We start from the raw sequence: 20,243 nt of genomic DNA on the forward strand, positions 1-20,243 counted from the left end.
GGAACTTGTACTATAGAATCATTCAAACGCGTGTGAGATGCTGGCGAGTCGCATCCTTATCACTTGCCAGTGAGATGATATATATCTTCCGATTGTCGAACTTACTCTATCGCTACCACGTGCCTTTCCTGCCGCGGCTTCTTAAAATCGTCAATCGCATCCTCTTTTCCGTTTCGCTACCGCCGTCGGTTCAAGTCGGAAGGAACGTCACGTTCGGCTATCAGGGCTTAGGTATCGTTGTGCATCGGCATGCCAAGCTGGGGTCAAACATTATTATTTCCCCGAACGTCGTTATTGGAGGTCGAGGGGGCGGCCGTCCTGGCGCACCAATCATCGAAGACGACGTCGTTATCGGGGCCGGTGCGTGCATTCTTGGCTCCGTAACCATCGGCCGCAATGCAGTGATCGGTGCGAATGCCGTTGTTCTAACAGATGTTTCGCCTCACACGACAGTGGTTGGAATCCCGGCTCGACCTGTCGAAAAAAGCGCTCAATAAGTCCGACGCTGGATCGGTTGGCATCACGCCCCGAAGATATGGCAGCCGCCACTAGTCTGCTATGCTTTATTTATATCCCGCCCAAAAAGTCAGGGCATGCCGTCAACACGCCTGACCTCCACGTTGCCGAAATAAAGAGTCCGATCTTCAACATCCGTCGGGCGTGATTTCCACCACCATTTGTATATGCCGATTTTCAGATATGAATCGGCATCTCCTTTATATGCATTTCCGCACCCCGGGCAGTTAACGACGCGCGTGCCATTCATATACAGTTCGGTGATGGAATTCACGCCGGAATGATCTGCTTTGTAAATCAGCCGCCAGTTGATCATCTTGCCTCGATCTGAAGCCGGATTGCCGAACACGAATATATGCGCAGGATCATCGCGTGCGTCCCTGATTTCCACCTGATAGCGGCCATTGACAAATCTGATCGAAAAAGGCGGAGACCCCAATCCTCCTTTGGGCCCTTGCAGTATCTGCGTAAATAATTCCGGCTGCCGCGAGTCAAATTGATAATTCTCCGGAATCCCTGTCGACCACGCCACCTCGTAGGTAATTCCCGGTATGAAATGAAAGATTTTTGCAAATGCCAACTCTGCTCTCGGCGTACCGTTCGCGACACCGTTGAAGTTGTCGCTGCGGCGAACAGATACCCTCACAAGCGACTTGTCTGAATTATGCCCTTGCACAACCGATATCGCTCCCGGCGGTGCCTGTACGACGACGCGCTCATCTATGCCGGATTTCCAGCTGCTTCTGAAAATATATTCGCCTATTCCGGCATCTTTCGACGGACCAGAGCAATCGACGAATATGAGCGGCGTGATTATCGCCAGCGCCAAAATTCTGTAGATGCTGTTCACACACTTACCCCAGCGTGGGCTTAAACAGGGTCATCATTCTTTCGCGCAAAAGCATTACGCTAAATTTGCAATTGGTAATCAGGTATCTTTTCCACATCCGACGAGGTTCCTGAATCACCCTGAACAGCCATTCCAATCCTGACTTCTGCATCCACAACGGCGCCCGTCGGACTTGCCCGGCGATTACGTCGAACGTACCGCCCACGCCCATAACAAAATTCACGCCAAGCTTATCTTTCCAGCGATCGATAAAAATCTCCTTCTTCGGCGAGCTGATGGCCACGAATAACAACCTCGCCCCAGATCGGGCTATCTGATTTACAACCGCTTCTTCATTTTCCTCAAAATATCCGTGATGAAGCCCGGCGATCTGCAATTTTGGATACCCTTTCGCTAATATTTCGCCTGTCTTTTCCACGACCGCCTGAGTCCCACCCAAAAAAAATACCGGCAACCCCTCTTCCTCAGATTTTGCGATCAGATTACTAAATAGATCGATTCCGGCCACCCTCTCAGGAACGTCGTAACCTAAAATTCGAGCCGCCCAGACAACGCCCATACCATCGATATTGATGACGTCACAGTTGCGAACCGAATCGGCAAGACGGCGGTCAGAACGCATATTGACTATCTTGGCGACATTAACAACAACATGTTGGGTAAAGATCCGCTGCCTCACCCGATCCGAGATCCAGCACACCATCTCATCCATCGTCGCCACATCCATAGGGCAATTAAATATATTCATTCTTCGCATGTTCGTTCCTGCTATTTAATTAATTTCATTCGTCCTGGTCCCGGCACCGCTATTTCGGTCAGACAGCTGTCCTTCAACAACGTCCTCGTAGAGCCTCATTAATCGACAGGCAATATTCCCGGAAAAATATCCCAGCTCGGACAACCGATCACGCCCTTTGGAGCGCGTACCCAGCGTCAGTATTCCAGCCACCTGCTGGGCCAATATCTCGGGATCCCGACTTGCAACGACGGCATTGCCCGGACAATCCTTCAACATAACGCCGACATCCCCGACGTTCACCGACACAACGGGCAATCTCATCGACATGGCCTCTTTGACAGACTGCGGGGACCCTTCCCTATGGGACGTCATCAACATACAATCCGCGGTGTCTAGCAGCTCGCGCACAGCCACTCTGGATAAACCGTCGATATGGCGTTCGGTAACGTTAATTCCCCATCTGGAGCGGACTATTTCAAGTGTTTTGGTAAATAGCGGGTAGTCTTTTTCGGCTCGCTTCGGTGAAGACGGGAAAACTACGACCTGGCCTTGTTGATCGCGGTCCTCTCGATTGAGATTCGGTGAAAAGAAAATCTCATTGACTGCGCATGGAATGACAAAACATGCCTTGGGGATCGCTCCAAGTCGACCTCGAATTTCTTCGCTCACCACAATACAAACATCTGAAAATTTTGCCGCCAGCAGTGAGGCGATTCGCGTCAAACCACCTCCCATCACGTCTGATCCGTGAAAGGTGACGAATACCCGAGCTCCCGTACCAAGCTTGACCAACGGCGCGGATATAGCCGAGAGGCCGAAGTGATAGTGCACTATGTCGTATCTTCGCCTTTTTACCGCCCACATCACCCGAACCAGGCTTTCCAGGTAGCTGAACTTACGACGGAATCCGTCTATCGTCAGGACGTCGACATCCCCCCCGGCGACTCGAAGCGCCTGAACCTGCTCTTCAACAAAGATCCCTTGCGTAACGTGATTCTGATTTGCACCGGGATACATGTTTGTCACGACCAATATCTTCATCGGGATGCTCGCCCCGCAAGTGATACAGGCATCCGGGAATTGCTGCGTTCCTTCTGTTCAGATATCCAATACATAACCAGCAGCGCCGGGAAAACGTAGGATGGCGATAAGATTGCGAGCGAAAATGCGTTGTCGAACAAGAAAGCTGCAACCACATAGATCCATATTCTATTTGTCACATAGCGCTGTCCATACATTACGACAATAAATAACCACAACACTCCACCCAGCAGCCCCAACTCGACGAACAAATGAGGATAAAACGTATCAGTTGTCTTAAGAATATCCTGCATACCGTACCAATTGAAATGATAATAGCTGTATAACGGAGAATTATATTTCACCGATGCGGGACCACCAAAAGATCCAAGCCCTTCACCCAGGAAATTTCCCCGAATAAGCGACTCCCACATGACTCTGTACGATTCCGCCCGGGCAGAATTTCCCGCCACGATATAAAACGATATCTTCGATTCAGCAAGGGCCAGGATCTGATCAAAAAATCCAAGCGTGAATGCAAAAACAACGAGTGCTATTCCGGCGAGCGCCAAAATATATGCCTTTCCCCTGATCGTTTTCAACACGACCGGATATGCAAGAAGAACCACAAATAATTTAAAAGAGAAGCTAAGAATTGAAAATATCACGATGCAATATTTCCACAAACCAGTTCGCTTTCTGTTTTTTCCCAGTGTCAACAATAGTAATGCGCAGAAATTCATGAACCCAAATTCCGAGAAAAAACCTATCCACCCCTGAGCACGGAGGTAGAGACCAGAGTCGATTCGGACAGGGAGCAGTAGCGGCAGCTTCAGAATATAGGCTGCGTAAAAATAGCACTGAAAGATATCGTTCGTTACAACAACAAAGAAAAACATGAGTACGACGACACGCAATCTATCTCTGTACGCATAAAGCGCAATGGTTATTGCAATTGGAAATATGAACCTTTGCAGCTCGTCGATACCCGCGACCAAATTGAATGAACGGATCAGCCCAATCATAAGAACCACGATTAGCGGACCGATCAGCAGGATATATTTATGGAACCGCGGCCTCAGGGCGACGCTCATCCCCAACAAACCAAATGCTGCCAACTTCACCACAACCGATCTGTCATCTTGAACGGACAGCATCATGTCTGAAATGCAGAAAGTCAGATAGGATAATGCGATAAGCCATGCACCAAATGCTGATGCACTTACTTGCCTATCTACCACATGCGGAACATCCTGATATTGACGGGAAATCATTTCATTCAAAACCTGATCTATGCCGATTCGAACATATCGAATGACACATCCACTACGAACAAATCCATCTCTTCAATGGCACACAGCCGGATATGCAATAGCGCCTCAATTCCCTGTTTGAAATAATCAAAATTCCATACAGAAGAAGGACAATGGCTTCTGAAATCAACAGCGAAACAGCGGCGCCTTTGGCTCCGAACCGGGGGCTCGCAAGGATCACGGCTACGACATTCACTATCCCCCCTATCAGCATGATCAGTGAGCGCTTCCGTGCGCCTCCGAAGGGAACCAGTATCTGCAAACCGATAAAATATGAAAGGTTGCCTACCAGAGCGCACAAGGCAAGCAACTTCAGGATTTCGGCCGAGCCGTCGTACTTCGCGCCGAGGACAAAGTTCGATATATTTGATGAACCACAGAAAAAGCCGGCGACCACAACAATGGTCGATAGCTGAACGGCTCCCACCCCGAGGACCGTCAATCGTGCAGCCTCGTTACGACGCGCCTTGAAAAGGGCAGATATTCGCGGGAAAAAGACCTGATTGATCTGCGCCGGTATAATATTCCCGACATTTCTTATTTTGTCCGCAGCCGAGTACACACCAACGGCATATGCGCCTGCGGTCGTACCAAGAATAACAATGTTCGCTGAGCTAAATAAATTTACTGCTGCGGTCGCGACAAACATATCCGCTCCCTGCCTCAACCTCCTCCAGATCGCCCTCGGGGATACCGCGGGACGCCGCAATACTCCGGTTTCAAATGCGACAAGAAGAGATAACAGTGCAGCGGCCAAAGGGCCGCCGGCCTGGATCATGGCAGCCGCAACAACGTCGCCCGGCCCTTTCACGAAAATGAAAGTCAGCGGCAGCATAGTGGCACGAGCGATCAGCACCACAATGGCCAGTGTCTTAAAGCGCTCCAACCCCTGCATAAGCCAGTACATCGTAAAGACATTGGCTACAACGGCAAGCCATGAGCAAAGCACAACCTTAAAATCAGCTGCCAGCTGGGTATTGAATTGGAGCGCAATGATAAGGATAACGAGAGAAGTGACGCACAAAATTGCCTTGCCGCCGATGATGGACCAGATCAACTCATTCAACGCGTCCTGATTGGTCCGATTTTCAACGACAGCTTTGGGCCCACTTAAATTGAACCCCCATTCCGTCAACGTAGTGCCATAGGTTGCGGCAGCCGTCGCAAATCCGAAGACACCGAACTCGTGCGGTCCTAGCACCCGCGCGAGATACGGAAATGTCGCAAAGGACATGACGTATGCGCCAAGCTGGAGAACCATCATTGCGATGAAGTTTCGTCCAATGCCGGCGGCAGCGCCTCGTTCCTCGGTACCGTTATCTCGCTTGGCCAATTTTTTTCTCAACACATCACGCGGTATGCCCCACAAAATGGAGAGCTACCGCGTTCACATAATTACGGATCAGTTCTGGTTGATCGTCGGACTCAGGCCGGCGTACTGCTCAGAACACCACGCGTATCAATCACCACCTTTGCCTGCAAGCGAATCGGGTCGACCTGTTTAAACTGGGAGTGGTCGACAAGGATCACGATCACATCCGCTTCGGCCATTGCCGTGCGTAGGTCACAGAGGCCAACACGCCCATCGAGTTCGGGCGGCAGCTTGCGTATATTGGGCTCCACCGCAACCACCTGCCCCGGGAATTTCCCCGCCAGTTCCTTTGCGATTTCAACCGACGGACTCTCGCGCAAGTCATCGATATTCGCCTTGAACGCCAATCCAAGGCAGGCAATCAACGGTTCGCGGAATCGCCTGGCCGCACGTTCCGCGCGCTCGACTACCCAATGCGGCTTATCGTCATTCACCGTCCGTGCCGCACGAATGAGCCGTGCCTGCTCGGGCGCCGAATCGACGATGAACCACGGATCGACCGCAATGCAATGGCCGCCCACGCCGGGGCCAGGCTGCAGAATATTGACGCGCGGATGGCGGTTCGCCAGCTTGATGAGTTCCCACACGTTGATGTCCAGCCGATCGCAGATCAGCGAAAGCTCGTTGGCGAAGGCGATATTGACGTCGCGAAACGAGTTCTCGGTCAACTTGCACATCTCGGCGGTCCGCGCGTCGGTCACGATGCACTCGCCGCGCACGAACACCTGATACAGGTCGCGCGCGGCCTCACTGCAGCGGCGCGTCATGCCGCCGATGACACGATCGTTCTCGACCAGTTCGCGTATCACGTGCCCAGGGAGCACGCGTTCCGGGCAATGAGCGACACGCACATCCGACGCGTCACCCATTTGCTGCGGGAACGTCAGATCCGGACGCATCTCCGCCATCCACTCCGCCATTTTTGCGGTCGCGCCGACGGGAGAAGTCGATTCAAGCACAACCAGATCGCCCTTCTTCAGCACGGGCGCGACGGCACGGCTCGCCGCTTCGATATATGAGAGATCGGGCTTATGGCCGTCGGTAAACGGCGTCGGAACTGCGATAAGGAATGCGTCGGCCGGTTCCGGGGCCGTCGTCGCCCGCAGATACCCCTGCGACACGGCCGCGTGCACAAGCATGTCGAGTTCCGGTTCGACGATATGAATGGCGCCCCGGTTGATCGTATCGACAGCATGCTGGTTGACGTCAACACCAATCACCTTCTTCCGGCGCGCTGCAAACGCAGCCGCAGTAGGCAGTCCTATATAGCCCAAGCCGATAACAGAAATCGTTTCAAAGTTCATCATGATCTAGCCTTTTATCCCGACGTGGTCATGCCGCACGATCTGCGGCTCCCAACCAGTCACTCACCACCTTCGCAATCCGGTCGCACGCGTACCCGTCGCCGTACGGGTTGTCACCCCGGCTCATCGCTGCGTAGGCGCCGCGGTCGTCGAGCAGCTGCCCCACACCGCTCACGATTGCGTCTACATCCGTGCCAACGAGACGCACCACGCCCGCATCCACGGCCTCCTGCCGCTCGGTTGTCGCGCGCATCACGAGTACAGGCTTGCGCAACGAGGGCGCTTCCTCCTGAATCCCTCCGGAGTCGGTCAGGATCACCCAGGCCCGATCCATCAGACTGACAAACGGCAGATAGTCGAGCGGTTCGACAAGATGCACATTCGGAATGCCGGTCAGCAGACGATTGACCGGTTCGCGAACGCTCGGATTCAGATGAACCGGATAGACGATGTCCACTTCCGGCCGGGTTCGAGCCAGTTGCGCGAGCGCGGTGCAAATGCGTTCGAACCCGTCGCCGAAGCTCTCGCGGCGATGCCCCGTCACGAGGATCAGGCGCCGAGCCGGGTCGAGACGGGGGAGCGCACGCTGCGCTTGTTCGCGCAGTCCGGCGTCGGCTGCAAGACGCTCTCGCACTTGAAGCAACGCGTCGATGACGGTATTGCCCGTGACGACAATTGAAGTCGCCGGTACGCCTTCGTCCAGCAGATTGCGCTGCGCTCTTGCCGTAGGCGCGAAATGCAGCGCGGCAAGCGCGCCGGTGAGCTTGCGATTCGCCTCCTCCGGCCACGGTGAGAGAAGATCTCCGGTCCGCAAACCGGCTTCGACATGCGCTACGGGCACGCGGGTATAGAACGACGCGAGCGTCGCCGCCATCGTCGTAGTCGTGTCGCCGTGGACAAGCACCAGATCCGGCCGCGCCTCCGCGAGCACGGCGCGCATGCCGCTCAGGATGGAGGTCGTAACGTCGTAGAGATCCTGGCCTCGCTTCATGACGTTCAAGTCGAACTCGGGCTCTATCGCAAACAGGCTGAGCACCTGATCAAGCATCTCTCGATGCTGCCCTGTCACGCAGACCTGGCAGCGAATACCCGGCTCGCGCTGAAGGCGCCTGACAAGCGGCGCCATTTTTATTGCTTCCGGCCTCGTGCCAAACGTTAGTAGTACTTTTCTTTCCATTGATGCTGTTCCTCGCGAACGACGCCTCGATTTCGAGGCGTACGGCCTCAGTCCGGCTTCTTGCCGTAGTTCGAATATGCGCCGTAGGCTGTTCCGCGCTCGGGTACGTCCGTCAGCAACAAGCCGTCTACGCTCACACCCGCGCTCGCCAACTGCCGCGTGCATTCGCGCAGCTCGGCGGCGGAATGACGGCCATGCCGCACCACCATCAAGGTGGCACCGGCGTGCTTGCCGATTACGACCGGATCCGTGACCGCCAGCACAGGCGGCGAATCGACGATAACCATGTCGTACACGGTGGCAAGCTCCTTGAGCACTTCGCCTAGCCGATCGCGAAGGAGAAGCTCGGCCGGGCGATCCGGGATCGAGCCGGACATCATCACGTCGAGATTCGGCAAGACTTCGCGATGAATCACGTCCTTCGGACTTCGTCCCGTAAGAACCTCGGAAAGGCCAGGCTTGTTATTGATCGAAAAGTACGTGTGGACGTCACCGCGCCTCATGTCGGCGTCGATCAGCAGAATCCGCTTGCCCGTTGCCGCCAGGACGGTTGCGAGGTTGACCGAAACAAACGATTTGCCCACGCCCGGCCGTGGCCCGGTCAACATCACGATGTTGTTCCCGGGTTTGAGCACGCCGAACTGCATGGCTGTACGCAGGCTGCGCAGGCCCTCCACGGCGACGTCGTCCGGATGAGCGGCTGCCAGCACGGCCGGCCTGGTCGGATTGCGGCGCACGGACTGACGAAGCGCCAGCTCCTTGTCGCTATGCGAAATGATGGCGTAGACCGGAATATCGACCATGCGCTCGATCTCCGCCGGACTTTCCAGACCGCGATTCAGCATGCGGCGGCCCAGCGCAATCGCGCAACCCAGCAGCAAGCCGAGAACGGCGGCGATGGGCAGCACGAGAATCTTCAGGGGGCGAACAGGTTCTTCGGGCAGAACGGCGTAGTCCACGGTCCGCACGTTCCCGAGCTGCCCCGCCCTCAGCACGCGCAATTGCTGCGTGCTGTCGAGCAGTTTCATATACAGATCGGTGTTGACCTTCACATCCCGCATCAGGCGCAGAGCTGTCTGCTGCGTCGCGGGTAAGGCCGTCACCTGCTGTTCGTACTGGTCCAGCTGATGCTCCAGTTCGGCAATACGCGCATCCACGGCAGCAACCGACGGATGGGATGCGGTGTAGCGCTGAACCAGATCGGCTCGCTGCTGTTGCAACTGGATTAACTGGGTCTTCGTATCGACGACCGTCTGCAGCAGGAGCTTGCCCTGCGCGTCGAGATCGATGGCGCCCGACTTCTCGCGGAAGTCGTTATATCGCGCTTCGGATTGGTCGAGGTCGGCACGAAGCTGGGGCAACTGGTCACCCAGAAACGTCAACATCTGCTGCGCCTGTGCCGACTTGCGGTCGACGTTGCGTTGTACGTAGATGCTCGCAATCGTGTTGACGATAGCGGTGATGCGCTGCGCGTCGTCGCCGTCCAGTTTCAAGCTGATAATGCCGGACTGCTTCGTGACTTCCGCGATATCCAGCTTCTTCTGGAGCCTGGCGACAGTCTCTCGGGTGGAGTAGCGTCGCAGATCGAATCGCGTACCGGGCCGCGCGAGCAGCGACGATAGTTTGAGCGTGACGGGGCCATACTGGGTATTTCCCACCGTGGTCGCTCCAACCCGTCCGCGGATCGCAACATGGCCATCCGGGTCGGTCAGTTCGAACTGTTCGCCGTCAAGCGCGGTCAGTTTGAACCTCTTCTCGTACAGCGCCGCAGGCACGTCGAATTGACCGACGTTGATCCGCTCTCCCCCCCAGGCGTAGCGGGTCATCCCGAGCATCGGGGGTAGGAGTTCGTCGGTGAATTGCGACCTGTAACGCGCGACGGGCGCACCGATCACCGGGAAATAATGCGGGCGGGCGTCGATATCGACATGCAGCTTGCCAACCGTATCGCCCACCACCATCCGCGACCGGATCAACTCGATTTCGGCATCGGCGGTTGCCTTCGACTGAAACAACGAGGCGAGATCACCCAGCTTGTCGTTGATCGAGTCCATGCCCGAATCATCGTCCACCTGGATCAACGCATCCGCGCGATAAACCGGCGTACCGAGAAACGCATAAAGCGCGCCGATCGCGAACACAACCGCCGTAACGATTCCGATCAGCGTGGCGTTCTCCCGAAGCACGCCAAGCAACTCCGAGAGATCGATTTCGTCATCATCCGCCGCATCTGCCACGGTGTTTTGCTTAAGAAGAGTCATGATTCAATGAACCTGCTGTCCTGCCAGAACGTCGCGCCAGTGCGCGACGCCATGTTCGATCTGCGCAACCGCCAGGTCGAACGTTGCCCGATGCCGTCGATACGGATCGACAATGTCAATGCCCTCGCCTTCGATCAGGCGAAACACTTTGCCGCGCGCGTAGGGCCATGCGGATTCGATCCGTTCACGCTGCGCCTTCGTCATGGTGATAATCAGATCGGCGGCGCGCACGCGTTCATCCGTAAGCGGCGTCGCCACGTGGCTCTCGAGCCTCACTCCACGATCGCGTGCCAGCTCGACCATGAGCGGGTCCGCGCCCTCCCCCACCAGCGCGTGCGTGCCGGCCGAACTGAAGCCGATGCCGGGCAGCGACCGCGCCAGCATCGCGGCCGCCAACGGACTGCGGCAGATGTTGCCTTCGCAAACAACCAGAACGGTTTCGATCATTTCGCCACCAGGCCAGCGGTCAATCCCGCGTTGATTGCCGGAATCAGCAGCGTCAGCACACGGTTGAAGCGGACAAGGCCATTGCCGTCGACATAGACAACGTCTTTGGGCTGCAGATCGAATTCCTTCGCCACGAGCATGGCCACCGGCGATCGCCCGTCCAGGTGGAATACCTGCGGCTTGTCGTTCAACGCGCCGCGAATCACGAACATTTGCGCCGCGTCCGCGGTCGACGAGTTCACGCTGCCCGCCTGAGCGATCGCGTCGGCCAGTGTGATGCGCCCCGTGCGTTTCGGAATGGCCGACATGGGCTTGTTGACTTCGCCCATCACGTACACGTCGTTTTCGTCGCGTGCAACAACACGCAGCATGTCGCCCGGCTTGAGATACAGCCGCGACGGACTGAGGCCGCTCGCCACCATGTCTGTCAGGTTGAGGCGGAAAGACTGTCCACCGCGCACGAGTTCGATATCGCTCTGGTCCGCCGTGTCGGCAAAACCGCCGGCCCGCGAAATCGCCTCATACAGCGACATCGGTACATCGTTGACGGCGATCACGCCAGGGCTGCGCACCTCTCCGTCGACATACACCTCATGAGCGCGGTAGGACGCCATACGAACGGTCACCTGCGGCTTCACGAAATAGTGAGCGAGCGCCGCCGCCAGACGACGTTGCACTTCTTCCGCGCGAAGACCCGCAACGTGCATCGTGCCCGCGTAGGGGAACGTCAGGTCGCCCGATTGGTCGACGACGAAGCCCGAGAAGGGGTCGCCGGGGCGCGTGGACGCCTGCGACTGCGTACCGCCAACAGCCTGAGCGAGCTCAGGGTGATCCCACACTACGATCTGCAGGACGTCCCCAGCGCCAATCGCATAAGGCTGCGGAACAGCCGAAAGCAGATCCGCCTGCTGTTTCCGCTGGTTCACGCGCGCTTGCTGAAGTTGCTTCACGTAAGCAACGTCGAGTTCCGTGATGGGCACTTCCGGCGTAGCGGAAGTTGCGTCCGCCACGTTCGTTGCCGAGCCTCCGCCCACGGTTGACGAGATGCCTGGCTCAGCGCCCGCGGCGCCGGGCGAAGTCGATTGACCCGGCGAAACCGGCATACGCATGCCCGGGGCAACCGCGCAGGCGCCCAGCGCCGCGCAGAGCGCGATGACCATGCTTGCGCCTGCGAGTCGCGCGGGGACGTCGAACCCCGCCGGGCGGCCAGCACCCGTTTTCTTTGATCGTTTCAGCACTTCCACTTTCCAGCCATTCAATAAGCGTTGCGATGTATCAGTCCCTTGAACACCGTCGCGATTACGATGCGCATGTCGAGCCCGAAGGACCAGTTACTGAGGTAATAGAGATCATGTTCGACGCGCCCCTGCATCTTCTCGACGCGATCTGTTTCGCCGCGAAAGCCGTTCACCTGCGCCCAGCCCGTGATGCCGGGCTTGATGCGGTATCGATGGATGTAGCCCTCGACGATGTCCTGGTAGAGCGTGTCGTGCTCGATGGCGTGCGGCCTCGGTCCGACGACCGACATCTCGCCGCGCAGGACATTGAAAAACTGGGGCAGTTCGTCGAGGCTCGTGCGGCGCAAAAACGCACCGACACGTGTGATGCGCGGGTCGTTGCGCGTAGCCTGCTTGACGACGCCATGGGCCGTTTCATGCACGCGCATGCTGCGAAACTTGTAGATTTCGAACACCTTGCCGTTCGCACCTTTGCGCTTCTGCGTGAAGAGCACCGGCCCATGCGACGAAATCTTCACGGCGATCGCGATGATCAAAAGCAGCGGCGAGATCGCAAACAACACCATCAATGCGAATGCGCGATCGAAGATATTCTTCGCAAGGAGCGCGTCCGACGATAGCGGCGAACCCACGAGGTTGATGGCCGACGTGCCGTCGAGGTCGACCATTTCGCCCTCGAAAAGCGCAAGCCCTCTCACGTCGGGAATGAAACGAATGTTGATCAGATCGTTGCGAAACAGTGCGATAAATTCGAGAATCGTTTGCTGTTCCGTGAGCGGCAACGCGAGCCACAACTCCTCGACCTGGTAGCGACGCACGTATTCCACGAAGCCGAAGCGGTCGCGAAAGGCAGGGATGGTGCCCGGTGCTGCGCCCGCTTCCAGGCCGGTGTCGAAGATCGTCGAAACGAGGTAGGCCGAATCGGGCGCCGACCCGACCTTGCGTAGCAAATGCCCGCAATGAGCGCCGCTGCCCACGATCGCGACTGCGCGCGTGCGGGCTCCCTGGTCCGTGCGCCGCAAGCTGAGCCAGCGTTCGAAGAACCGGCAGATAACGAGACCAAGCCCGGAAATGAGCGCCCAGCGTGCAAACCAGCTGCCGGCGGGACGATAGGGATCGAGCAGGATGATAACGAGCAGCATGGCGACGGCGAGCACCATGATCCACGCCAACGCAGGCATACAGACGCATCGCCAGAAGACCTGCCGGCGGGCGATCCGGTACAGGCCGAATACCGGAAACAGGAAAGCGGAAGTCAGCAGTGCAAACGCAATGAGGGCGCTGTCGTAGCCGGGCTGGCCGACGTTCGCCTCGAGACGCAATGCAACAGACGCCCCAAGGGCAATCACGACGATGTCCAGCAGACGCGCCAGCGTGCCGCTACGGCCTCGCGGTGCGCCGGCATCGCGGTGAGCGGGCAAATGCATGGAGCTTTCCAGGGATGAATGGATAGCCGCATCGCTGCCGATACGGTTCGTCATAGCGGGCGCAGACCTGCTGCGACGGCTTGCCGAAGGTTCATTCGAAGGGGTTCCAGCCACGCGGTACATCTGTCAGGGAAGAGAAATAAGAATTACAAGAAGGCCGATAAGCTGCCGACACGTCGCCCATTCCTCTCTCCGTGAATTCGGAGACGCTTGCGTGCGCATAGGAAAACTGTCGCCATACGTACCTGAAGGTGGGCACCTCGGACACCACCTTTCACGCACGATTCACGCGCGAGCCTTTATCGACGAATCGCTTTATGGTTAATGACCGACGAAGTAATTCTCGTAGGCCATTACTTTTGCGTATATAGGATTAGTCTGATAAGAACCCGCGCGCGGCAGCGCACACAGCCCTCACGTCATCTCGATATCACTTCAGCACTCGATGTGACGCGGCCCTGACCCGCAGATCACTATCTGGAAATTGTCGATGCGAGGGTTTGTTTCGAAATATTTCGGTCTAGGCGATACGAGCGGAATTACCCGATGATGCGGACAAAACGAGAACTATTGTGCAAACCGCGCAACGCGCAGATAGCCGCACTTATTCCTTCGTAAAAAAGGCAGAATTTTAAATTTCTGCAAATCGCCCGATATTGTTTTTCTATTTGTCGAGCGCAATATCAATTACAAATAAATCTTGACAGCATTCCAAGACGGCATCGGAATTTTCCGACACCGTCCACGGTCCATCCCTACTTCTTCTGAATAAACTCGATCTTGTATCCGTCCGGATCGGTCACGAACGCGATCACCGTCGTTCCGTGCTTCATCGGGCCGGCCTCGCGCACCACGGTGCCGCCCTGCTCCTTGATCTTCGCGCAGGCGGCATAAGCGTCCTCGACCTCGACCGCCAGATGCCCGAACCCCGTGCCGAGGTCATAGGAAGGCGTATCCCAGTTGTGCGTGAGTTCGATCACCGTGCCGTCGCGCTCGTCGGTATAACCGACGAAGGCCAGCGTGAACTTGCCGTCGGGAAAGTCTTCGCGACGCAGCAGTTTCATGCCGAGCAGTTCGGTGTAGAACTGGATTGAGCGATCGAGGTCGCCGACCCGGATCATCGTGTGAAGGAGGCGCATCGTGTACTCCGTTTTGCCGTCGTCAAAAACGGGACTGTACCAAAATCCCCTGCGCTGTGCCGACGCCGGCAAGTGCAGCCGATTTGCTCTAGCATGAACGCCATCCCGAATTTGCCGGCCGGATCGGCAACGCGGCGGCAAATCAGGCAGTCAATCGATTCGAGGAGCGGACATGCGGATTCTGGTAGTGGGCGCAGGGGCGACCGGTGGTTACTTCGGCGGCAGGCTGGCCGCCGCCGGGCGTGACGTGACGTTTCTGGTCCGGCCAGCCCGCGCCGCACAGTTGCGCGAGGCAGGGCTCGTGATCCATAGCCCGCATGGCGATCTCCATCTGCGCGACGTGAAAACGATCACGCAGGACGGACTCGAGGCGGGAAACGCGCAGCCTTTCGACGTCGTGCTGCTGAGCTGCAAAGCCTACGATCTCGGCGGCGCCGTCGACTCCTTCGCTGCGGCGGTGGGCCCGTCCACGCTGATCCTGCCGCTCCTGAACGGCATGCGTCATCTCGACGTGCTGCAGGCGCGCTTCGGCACGCAAGCGGTGCTGGGCGGCGTCTGCCTGATCGCTTCGACCCTCAACGCCCAGCGCGAGATCGTGCATCTGAACGACGCGCATGCCATCACCTTCGGCGAGCTGGGCGGCGGTATCTCCGCAGGCGTGCAGGCTGTCGCCGATACTTTCTCGAATGCCGGCTTCAACGTGAAGGCCAGCGAGCGGATCCTCCAGGAGATGTGGGAGAAGTGGGTATTCCTGGCCTCGCTCGCGGGTTCGACGTGTCTGATGCGCGCGCCGGTAGGTGTCATTCTCGCGACGCCCGACGGCGAAGCGATCATCGAGCGCCTTTTCGCCGAATGCCGCGCCGTCGCCGCGGAGAACGGCCATGCGGTGCGCGATGCGTTCCTCGAACGTTCGCGCTCGATGCTGTTCGCCGCCGGCTCGCCGCTCACGGCCTCGATGCTGCGCGACGTGCAGAACGGCTCCCGCACGGAAGCCGACCACGTGCTCGGCGACCTGATCCGGCGCGGCGCCGCGGCGCAGGCCGGCGACGCGCTTTCGGTGCTGCGCGTCGCCTACAGCCACCTGAAGGCCTACGAGGCCCAGCGCGACGTAGCGAACTGAAGGGCCAGCCGGGGCAGCGCTCCCTGCCCGCGTCAGGGGTATCGGCGTTCCTTACAGACGGATTTGTTATCGTAACGATCCGCCTTACAGCCGTTCCCCGACCGACCGATGAGCACCGTTGCCCTTCCAGCCCGCCGCGCGCCAGACAGCCAGGCAGTGATCCTGATGGTCGTGCTCTGCGCGATCTGGGGCTTGCAGCAGGTCGCCATCAAGAGCGCCAATGTCGCGCTGCCGCCCGTGTTTCAGGCCGGGCTGCGTTCGGCGATCGCAACAGTGCTCGTGTGGGGGTGGGCGAGCCGGCGCGGCACGCCGCTCTTTCGCGAAGACGGTACGCTCGGCGCCGGCCTGCTCGCGGGCGTGCTGTTCGCCGGCGAGTTCGTCTGCATCTTCCTCGGGCTCACGATGACGAGCGCGTCGCGCATGGCCGTGTTCCTCTACACCGCACCTTGTTTCACGGCCCTCGGCCTGCACTGGTTCACGCCGGGCGAGCGCATGCGGCGCACGCAGTGGATCGGCATCACGGTGGCGTTCGCCGGCATGGCGCTCGCGTTTGCGGATGGTTTCGCACGCAACGGCGCGGGGGGACTGGCGCGCGACGCTGACCGGTCTTGCCGGCGACGCGCTCGGCGTGCTCGGCGGCGCGCTGTGGGCCGCGACTACGGTGGTCGTGCGCAGCAGCACGCTCGCCCATATCAGCGCGAGCAAGACGCTTTTCTATCAACTAGCGGTGTCGGCGGTGGTGTTGCTCGCGCTCGCGGCGGGGCTCGGCCAGCTCGAAGTGCATACGGTCACGCCGCTTGCGATCGTGGCGCTCGGCTATCAGGCCATCGTCGTCGCGTTCGCGAGCTATCTCACCTGGTTCTGGCTGCTCACGCGCTATATGGCGTCCCGGCTTTCCGTATTCTCGTTTCTCACGCCGCTCTTCGGCGTGACGTTTGGCGTGCTGCTGCTCGGCGAGTCGTTCAGCGGCCGCTTCCTGCTGGCCGCCTTGCTCGTGCTGGCCGGCATCGCGCTGGTGAACGCGCCCGCCAGGGCGCAGGAGCGCTAACGACGCGGCTCAGCTGCCCGTCTGCCCGGCCGGTCCCAGCGCCTGGGCAATGCGCACGTACTCCTCCACCGGCACCTCTTCCGCCCGGCGGGCCAGATCGAAGCCGAGCGCTTCGAAGTCGAGGCGCTCGCGGTAGTCGCCAAGCGTGTTGCGCAGCATCTTGCGCCGCTGCGAAAACGCGGCGGTCACGAGCTCGCCGAGCATCGCCTCGTCGACCTCGGGCAGTTCGTGCGGCGCATACGGAATCATGCGGACGATCGCCGAATCGACCTTCGGCGGCGGCTGGAACGATTCGGGCGGAACGTCGATCAGCTTGTCGATGACGTAGCGGTACTGCAGCATCACGGTGAGGCGCCCGAACGCCTTGCTGCCGGGCTCCGCGACCATGCGCTCCACCACTTCGTTCTGCAGCATGAAGTGCTGATCGATCACGCAAGGGGCGAATGCGGCGAGGTGAAACAGCAGCGGGCTCGAAATGTTGTACGGCAGGTTGCCCACGATGCGCAACGACGGTTTCTCGCCCGGCGCGGCGAGCGAGCTGAAATCGAAAGCGAGCGCGTCGCCCGCGTGCAGCTCGAGCAGCGCGCCGAACTTCTTCGTGAGTCGCGCGATCAGGTCGCGGTCGAGTTCGACGGCATGCAGCGGCGACTCCGGGGTCGCGAGACGCTCGATCAGCGGCTCGGTGAGCGCGCCGAGACCCGGCCCGATCTCGACCATGCGCTCGCCGCGCTGCGGGCGAATCGTGTCGACGATCGAGCCGATCACGCCGGTATCGACAAGGAAGTTTTGGCCGAAGCGCTTGCGCGCAAAGTGGCCCTGGTGCTGTCTGCTGCTGTTGGACATCGTCTGGAGTATCAATCAGAGGGCGCGGCGGTGCCGCGCCATCGAAACGGCGGTATCGATCGCGGCGATCAGGCTGCCCGCGTCGGCACGGCCCGTGCCGGCGAGGTCGAGCGCGGTGCCATGATCGACCGAGGTGCGGATGATCGGCAGGCCCAGCGTCACGTTGATGCCCTCGCCGAACGTCGCGTATTTCAGGACCGGCAGGCCCTGGTCGTGGAACATGGCCAGCACGCAGTCCGCATCCTTCAGGTAACGCGGCTGGAACAGCGTATCGGCGGGATAGGGGCCCCGGACGTCGATGCCCGAGTCCGAGGCAAGCTTCAGCGCCGGCGTAATCGTTTCGATCTCCTCGCGGCCCAGGTAGCCGTTCTCGCCGGCGTGCGGATTGAGCCCCGTGACGAGGATGCGCGGCTGCGGCACGCCGAAATGGCGGCGCAGGTCGTGATCGATGATGCGCAGGGTCTCGACCAGCCCGTCTATCGTAAGGGCAGCGGAGACGTCCTTGAGCGGCAGATGGGTCGTGGCAAGCGCGACACGCAGCGGCCGCGCGCCGGTGCCCGCCAGCATCATGACCACGCGCGGCGTGCCGGTGCGCTCGGCGAGGTATTCCGTATGGCCGGTGAACGGCACGCCGGCATCGTTGATCGTGCTCTTCTGCAGCGGCGCGGTGACGATGGCGTCGAATTCGTGCGCAAGCGCGCCGTCGATTGCTCGGTCGAGCAAGCTCAGTACATAACGGCCGTTCGCGGCATCGAGCTTGCCCGGCTGGGCGGGCGCGCCAAGCGGCACATGTTCGGCCCGCACGCGGGAGCCGGCCTGAAGCGCGGTCCAGTCGACGTTCACCGCACCCGCGCGCGCCGCGAGGAGATCCGCGTCGCCGAGGACCACGAACTCGGCATCGGGCCAGTGGGCCGCCGCGCCGGCAAGCGCCGCCGCAGTCAGCTCCGGGCCGACGCCGGCGGGTTCGCCGGTGGTGATGGCGATACGCAGCGGCCCCACCCCTCGCGGAGCCGGCAACGAGGATGCAGGGGCGTTCACGGCGCGTTTTCCTTTAGTTCTGCGGCGGCGTCATGCCGGGGATCTTGTAGTCGACGTAGGCGCCGTCACGCAGCTCGCGCAGCCAGTCGGCATAGGCCTGTTCCGCCTTGCGCTGGCCGATGGCCTGGCGAGCGAGATCCATCTGCTGCGCAACCGAGCCTTCGGCGTCGCGGCGGCCCAGCACCTGGATCAGGTGATAGCCGTACTCGGTGCGCACCGGATCGCTGATCTGGCCGTCCTGCAGCGAGTTCATGGCGCGCTCGAATTCAGGCACCGTCTCGCCCGGGCTGATCCAGCCGAGATCGCCGCCCTGCGAAGCCGAGCCGTCCTGCGAGTAGGTCCGCGCGAACTTGGCGAAGTCGCCGCCCGCCAGCACCTCGCGCTTGATCTCCAGCAGCTTCTGGCGCGCTTCCGGCTCCGACATGCCCTCGCCAACACGCAGCAGGATGTGGCGCACATGAGTCTGCACGAGCGTCGGCGCGGCGCCGGCCGTACCCTGGCTCGTGCGGCGGTCGACGAGGCGGATGATCTCGAAACCGTCGTTGGTGCGGATCACATCCGGGCTGACCTCGCCCGGACGCAGTGTCGCGGCGGCGGTCACGAATTCCGGCGGCAGCTTCGACGGGTTCAGAAAGCCCATGTCGCCGCCCTTGCTCGCGTCGGGCGCCTGCGAGTTCGACTTGGCGAGCTTCGAGAACTTCTCGCCCGACTGCGCCTCCTTGAGCAGCGCGTCGGCCTTCGCCTTCGCGGTATCGATGTCGGTCTGCGATTCGTTCAGCGGCGCCTTGATGAAGATGTGCTCGAAGTGCAGATCGTTCTGCTGGCCCACGTTCGGCCCGCGCTGGCTCGCGATGTAGTTCGCGACTTCCGCGTCCGTGACCGAGATCTTGCTGTCCACTTCCTTCTCGCGCAGCTTCGAAAGCGTGAGTTCGGTGCGCGCGTCGCGCGTGAACGTGGTCCAGGGCACGCCTGCCGCCTCGATGCGGGAACGGTAGGTCGCGAGGTCGAGGCCGTTGGCCTGCGCGAGACGCTCGAGCGTGCGCTGCACGGCCGCGTCGTCGACGGTGATGCCGTCATCCTTCGCCTTCTGGAGCTGGATGCGCTCGAGCACCATCTGGTTGAGCACCTGGGCGCGCATCTGCTGCATCGGCGGCACCGGAGCGTTCTGCTGCTGCAGGCGATGCACGATGAGGCCCACGCGATCGTCGAGTTCGCGCTGCGTGATCACGCCGTCGTTGACGACGGCGGCGATCGTGTCCACGGTTTGCCCCGGATTGGCGGGCAGACCCTGCGCTTGCGCCGGTGCGGCCGGCATGAGACCCGCTAAGGCGAGGAAACTCGCAGCAAACGCTGCCAGGCGAAGCTTTTTCATGATTCCCACAGATACTCCA

The 20,243-nt window shown here is 59.6% G+C and carries 17 protein-coding genes and 1 pseudogene; 3 read left to right on the forward strand and 15 right to left on the reverse strand.

Annotation, left to right across the window (positions count from 1 at the left end):
- The first annotated feature begins 74 nt into the window (after window positions 1-74).
- Window positions 75-497, forward strand: a complete 423-nt coding sequence (locus BAC01S_RS33695) for a serine O-acetyltransferase (protein WP_084168356.1) — start codon at window positions 75-77, stop codon at window positions 495-497.
- A gap of 89 nt (window positions 498-586) precedes the next feature.
- Here the strand turns inward: BAC01S_RS33695 and BAC01S_RS33700 are convergent, their stop codons facing one another.
- The 12 genes from BAC01S_RS33700 to gloA all read right to left on the reverse strand — a co-directional run bounded on the left by BAC01S_RS33700 (window position 587) and on the right by gloA (window position 14,803).
- Complete coding sequence (locus BAC01S_RS33700; RefSeq protein WP_084168358.1) at window positions 587-1,366, reverse strand: heparin lyase I family protein; 780 nt, start codon at window positions 1,364-1,366, stop codon at window positions 587-589.
- A 4-nt stretch (window positions 1,367-1,370) separates the two neighbouring features.
- Window positions 1,371-2,078 (reverse strand): WecB/TagA/CpsF family glycosyltransferase, encoded by a 708-nt coding sequence (locus BAC01S_RS08120; protein ID WP_281175880.1) that lies wholly within the window; start codon window positions 2,076-2,078, stop codon window positions 1,371-1,373.
- Between the two features lie 60 nt (window positions 2,079-2,138).
- A complete protein-coding gene (locus BAC01S_RS08125) occupies window positions 2,139-3,146 on the reverse strand; it encodes a glycosyltransferase (protein ID WP_027794313.1) in 1,008 nt (335 codons plus the stop codon).
- Window positions 3,143-4,399, reverse strand: a complete 1,257-nt coding sequence (locus tag BAC01S_RS08130) for a hypothetical protein (protein WP_043201582.1) — start codon at window positions 4,397-4,399, stop codon at window positions 3,143-3,145. The genes BAC01S_RS08125 and BAC01S_RS08130 overlap by 4 nt, the downstream gene beginning before the upstream one ends.
- Before the next feature lie 52 nt (window positions 4,400-4,451).
- Window positions 4,452-5,783: a flippase gene (locus tag BAC01S_RS30645; protein ID WP_245616535.1), complete on the reverse strand. Its 1,332-nt coding sequence runs from the start codon at window positions 5,781-5,783 to the stop codon at window positions 4,452-4,454.
- A gap of 80 nt (window positions 5,784-5,863) precedes the next feature.
- A complete protein-coding gene (gene wecC / locus BAC01S_RS08140) occupies window positions 5,864-7,114 on the reverse strand; it encodes a UDP-N-acetyl-D-mannosamine dehydrogenase (RefSeq protein ID WP_027794315.1) in 1,251 nt (416 codons plus the stop codon).
- A 28-nt stretch (window positions 7,115-7,142) separates the two neighbouring features.
- Window positions 7,143-8,291 carry a non-hydrolyzing UDP-N-acetylglucosamine 2-epimerase gene (wecB, locus tag BAC01S_RS08145; RefSeq protein WP_027794316.1) on the reverse strand — a complete coding sequence of 383 codons (1,149 nt, stop codon included), beginning with the start codon at window positions 8,289-8,291 and terminating at the stop codon, window positions 7,143-7,145.
- A 47-nt stretch (window positions 8,292-8,338) separates the two neighbouring features.
- Window positions 8,339-10,552 carry a polysaccharide biosynthesis tyrosine autokinase gene (locus BAC01S_RS08150; RefSeq protein WP_027794317.1) on the reverse strand — a complete coding sequence of 738 codons (2,214 nt, stop codon included), beginning with the start codon at window positions 10,550-10,552 and terminating at the stop codon, window positions 8,339-8,341.
- A 3-nt stretch (window positions 10,553-10,555) separates the two neighbouring features.
- A complete protein-coding gene (locus BAC01S_RS08155; protein ID WP_027794318.1) occupies window positions 10,556-10,999 on the reverse strand; it encodes a low molecular weight protein-tyrosine-phosphatase in 444 nt (147 codons plus the stop codon).
- On the reverse strand, window positions 10,996-12,159 hold the full coding sequence (locus BAC01S_RS08160; RefSeq protein ID WP_084168362.1) for a polysaccharide biosynthesis/export family protein: 1,164 nt from the start codon (window positions 12,157-12,159) through the stop codon (window positions 10,996-10,998). Before BAC01S_RS08160 ends, BAC01S_RS08155 begins: the two co-directional genes overlap by 4 nt.
- 95 nt (window positions 12,160-12,254) lie before the next feature.
- Window positions 12,255-13,664 carry an undecaprenyl-phosphate glucose phosphotransferase gene (locus tag BAC01S_RS08165; RefSeq protein WP_043201587.1) on the reverse strand — a complete coding sequence of 470 codons (1,410 nt, stop codon included), beginning with the start codon at window positions 13,662-13,664 and terminating at the stop codon, window positions 12,255-12,257.
- A 755-nt stretch (window positions 13,665-14,419) separates the two neighbouring features.
- Window positions 14,420-14,803 carry a lactoylglutathione lyase gene (gene gloA, locus BAC01S_RS08170; protein WP_027794321.1) on the reverse strand — a complete coding sequence of 128 codons (384 nt, stop codon included), beginning with the start codon at window positions 14,801-14,803 and terminating at the stop codon, window positions 14,420-14,422.
- Window positions 14,804-14,975: 172 nt separating this feature from the next.
- Here gloA and panE point away from each other — a divergent pair, with 172 nt between their 5' ends.
- Complete coding sequence (panE, locus tag BAC01S_RS08175; RefSeq protein WP_027794322.1) at window positions 14,976-15,923, forward strand: 2-dehydropantoate 2-reductase; 948 nt, start codon at window positions 14,976-14,978, stop codon at window positions 15,921-15,923.
- A 108-nt stretch (window positions 15,924-16,031) separates the two neighbouring features.
- Window positions 16,032-16,971 (forward strand): annotated as a pseudogene (locus tag BAC01S_RS30650) (DMT family transporter).
- Window positions 16,972-16,980: 9 nt separating this feature from the next.
- Here the strand turns inward: BAC01S_RS30650 and rsmA are convergent.
- From rsmA to BAC01S_RS08195, 3 genes are read right to left on the reverse strand one after another with little or no spacing between them, the layout of a single operon-like run.
- Window positions 16,981-17,814 (reverse strand): 16S rRNA (adenine(1518)-N(6)/adenine(1519)-N(6))-dimethyltransferase RsmA, encoded by an 834-nt coding sequence (gene rsmA / locus BAC01S_RS08185; protein WP_027794323.1) that lies wholly within the window; start codon window positions 17,812-17,814, stop codon window positions 16,981-16,983.
- A gap of 15 nt (window positions 17,815-17,829) precedes the next feature.
- Window positions 17,830-18,852 carry a 4-hydroxythreonine-4-phosphate dehydrogenase PdxA gene (gene pdxA, locus BAC01S_RS08190; protein WP_043201589.1) on the reverse strand — a complete coding sequence of 341 codons (1,023 nt, stop codon included), beginning with the start codon at window positions 18,850-18,852 and terminating at the stop codon, window positions 17,830-17,832.
- Between the two features lie 13 nt (window positions 18,853-18,865).
- Window positions 18,866-20,233, reverse strand: coding sequence for a peptidylprolyl isomerase (locus BAC01S_RS08195; RefSeq protein ID WP_027794325.1), 1,368 nt, complete (start codon window positions 20,231-20,233; stop codon window positions 18,866-18,868).
- Between the last annotated feature and the right edge of the window lie 10 nt (window positions 20,234-20,243).

The sequence above is a fragment of the Paraburkholderia acidipaludis NBRC 101816 genome (assembly GCF_000684975.1).
In the GTDB taxonomy this organism is placed as follows: Bacteria; Pseudomonadota; Gammaproteobacteria; order Burkholderiales; family Burkholderiaceae; genus Paraburkholderia; species Paraburkholderia acidipaludis.

Coding starts and splice junctions, on each gene's coding strand:
- BAC01S_RS08130 (WP_043201582.1), bottom strand. CDS start 4,399: ATGATTTCCCGTCAATATCAGGATGTTCCGCATGTGGTAGATAGGCAA.
- gloA (WP_027794321.1), bottom strand. CDS start 14,803: ATGCGCCTCCTTCACACGATGATCCGGGTCGGCGACCTCGATCGCTCA.
- BAC01S_RS08150 (WP_027794317.1), bottom strand. CDS start 10,552: ATGACTCTTCTTAAGCAAAACACCGTGGCAGATGCGGCGGATGATGAC.
- BAC01S_RS33695 (WP_084168356.1), top strand. CDS start 75: ATGATATATATCTTCCGATTGTCGAACTTACTCTATCGCTACCACGTG.
- BAC01S_RS08125 (WP_027794313.1), bottom strand. CDS start 3,146: ATGAAGATATTGGTCGTGACAAACATGTATCCCGGTGCAAATCAGAAT.
- rsmA (WP_027794323.1), bottom strand. CDS start 17,814: ATGTCCAACAGCAGCAGACAGCACCAGGGCCACTTTGCGCGCAAGCGC.
- BAC01S_RS08120 (WP_281175880.1), bottom strand. CDS start 2,078: ATGGATGAGATGGTGTGCTGGATCTCGGATCGGGTGAGGCAGCGGATC.
- wecC (WP_027794315.1), bottom strand. CDS start 7,114: ATGAACTTTGAAACGATTTCTGTTATCGGCTTGGGCTATATAGGACTG.
- BAC01S_RS08165 (WP_043201587.1), bottom strand. CDS start 13,664: ATGCATTTGCCCGCTCACCGCGATGCCGGCGCACCGCGAGGCCGTAGC.
- panE (WP_027794322.1), top strand. CDS start 14,976: ATGCGGATTCTGGTAGTGGGCGCAGGGGCGACCGGTGGTTACTTCGGC.
- BAC01S_RS08160 (WP_084168362.1), bottom strand. CDS start 12,159: ATGGTCATCGCGCTCTGCGCGGCGCTGGGCGCCTGCGCGGTTGCCCCG.
- wecB (WP_027794316.1), bottom strand. CDS start 8,291: ATGGAAAGAAAAGTACTACTAACGTTTGGCACGAGGCCGGAAGCAATA.
- BAC01S_RS08155 (WP_027794318.1), bottom strand. CDS start 10,999: ATGATCGAAACCGTTCTGGTTGTTTGCGAAGGCAACATCTGCCGCAGT.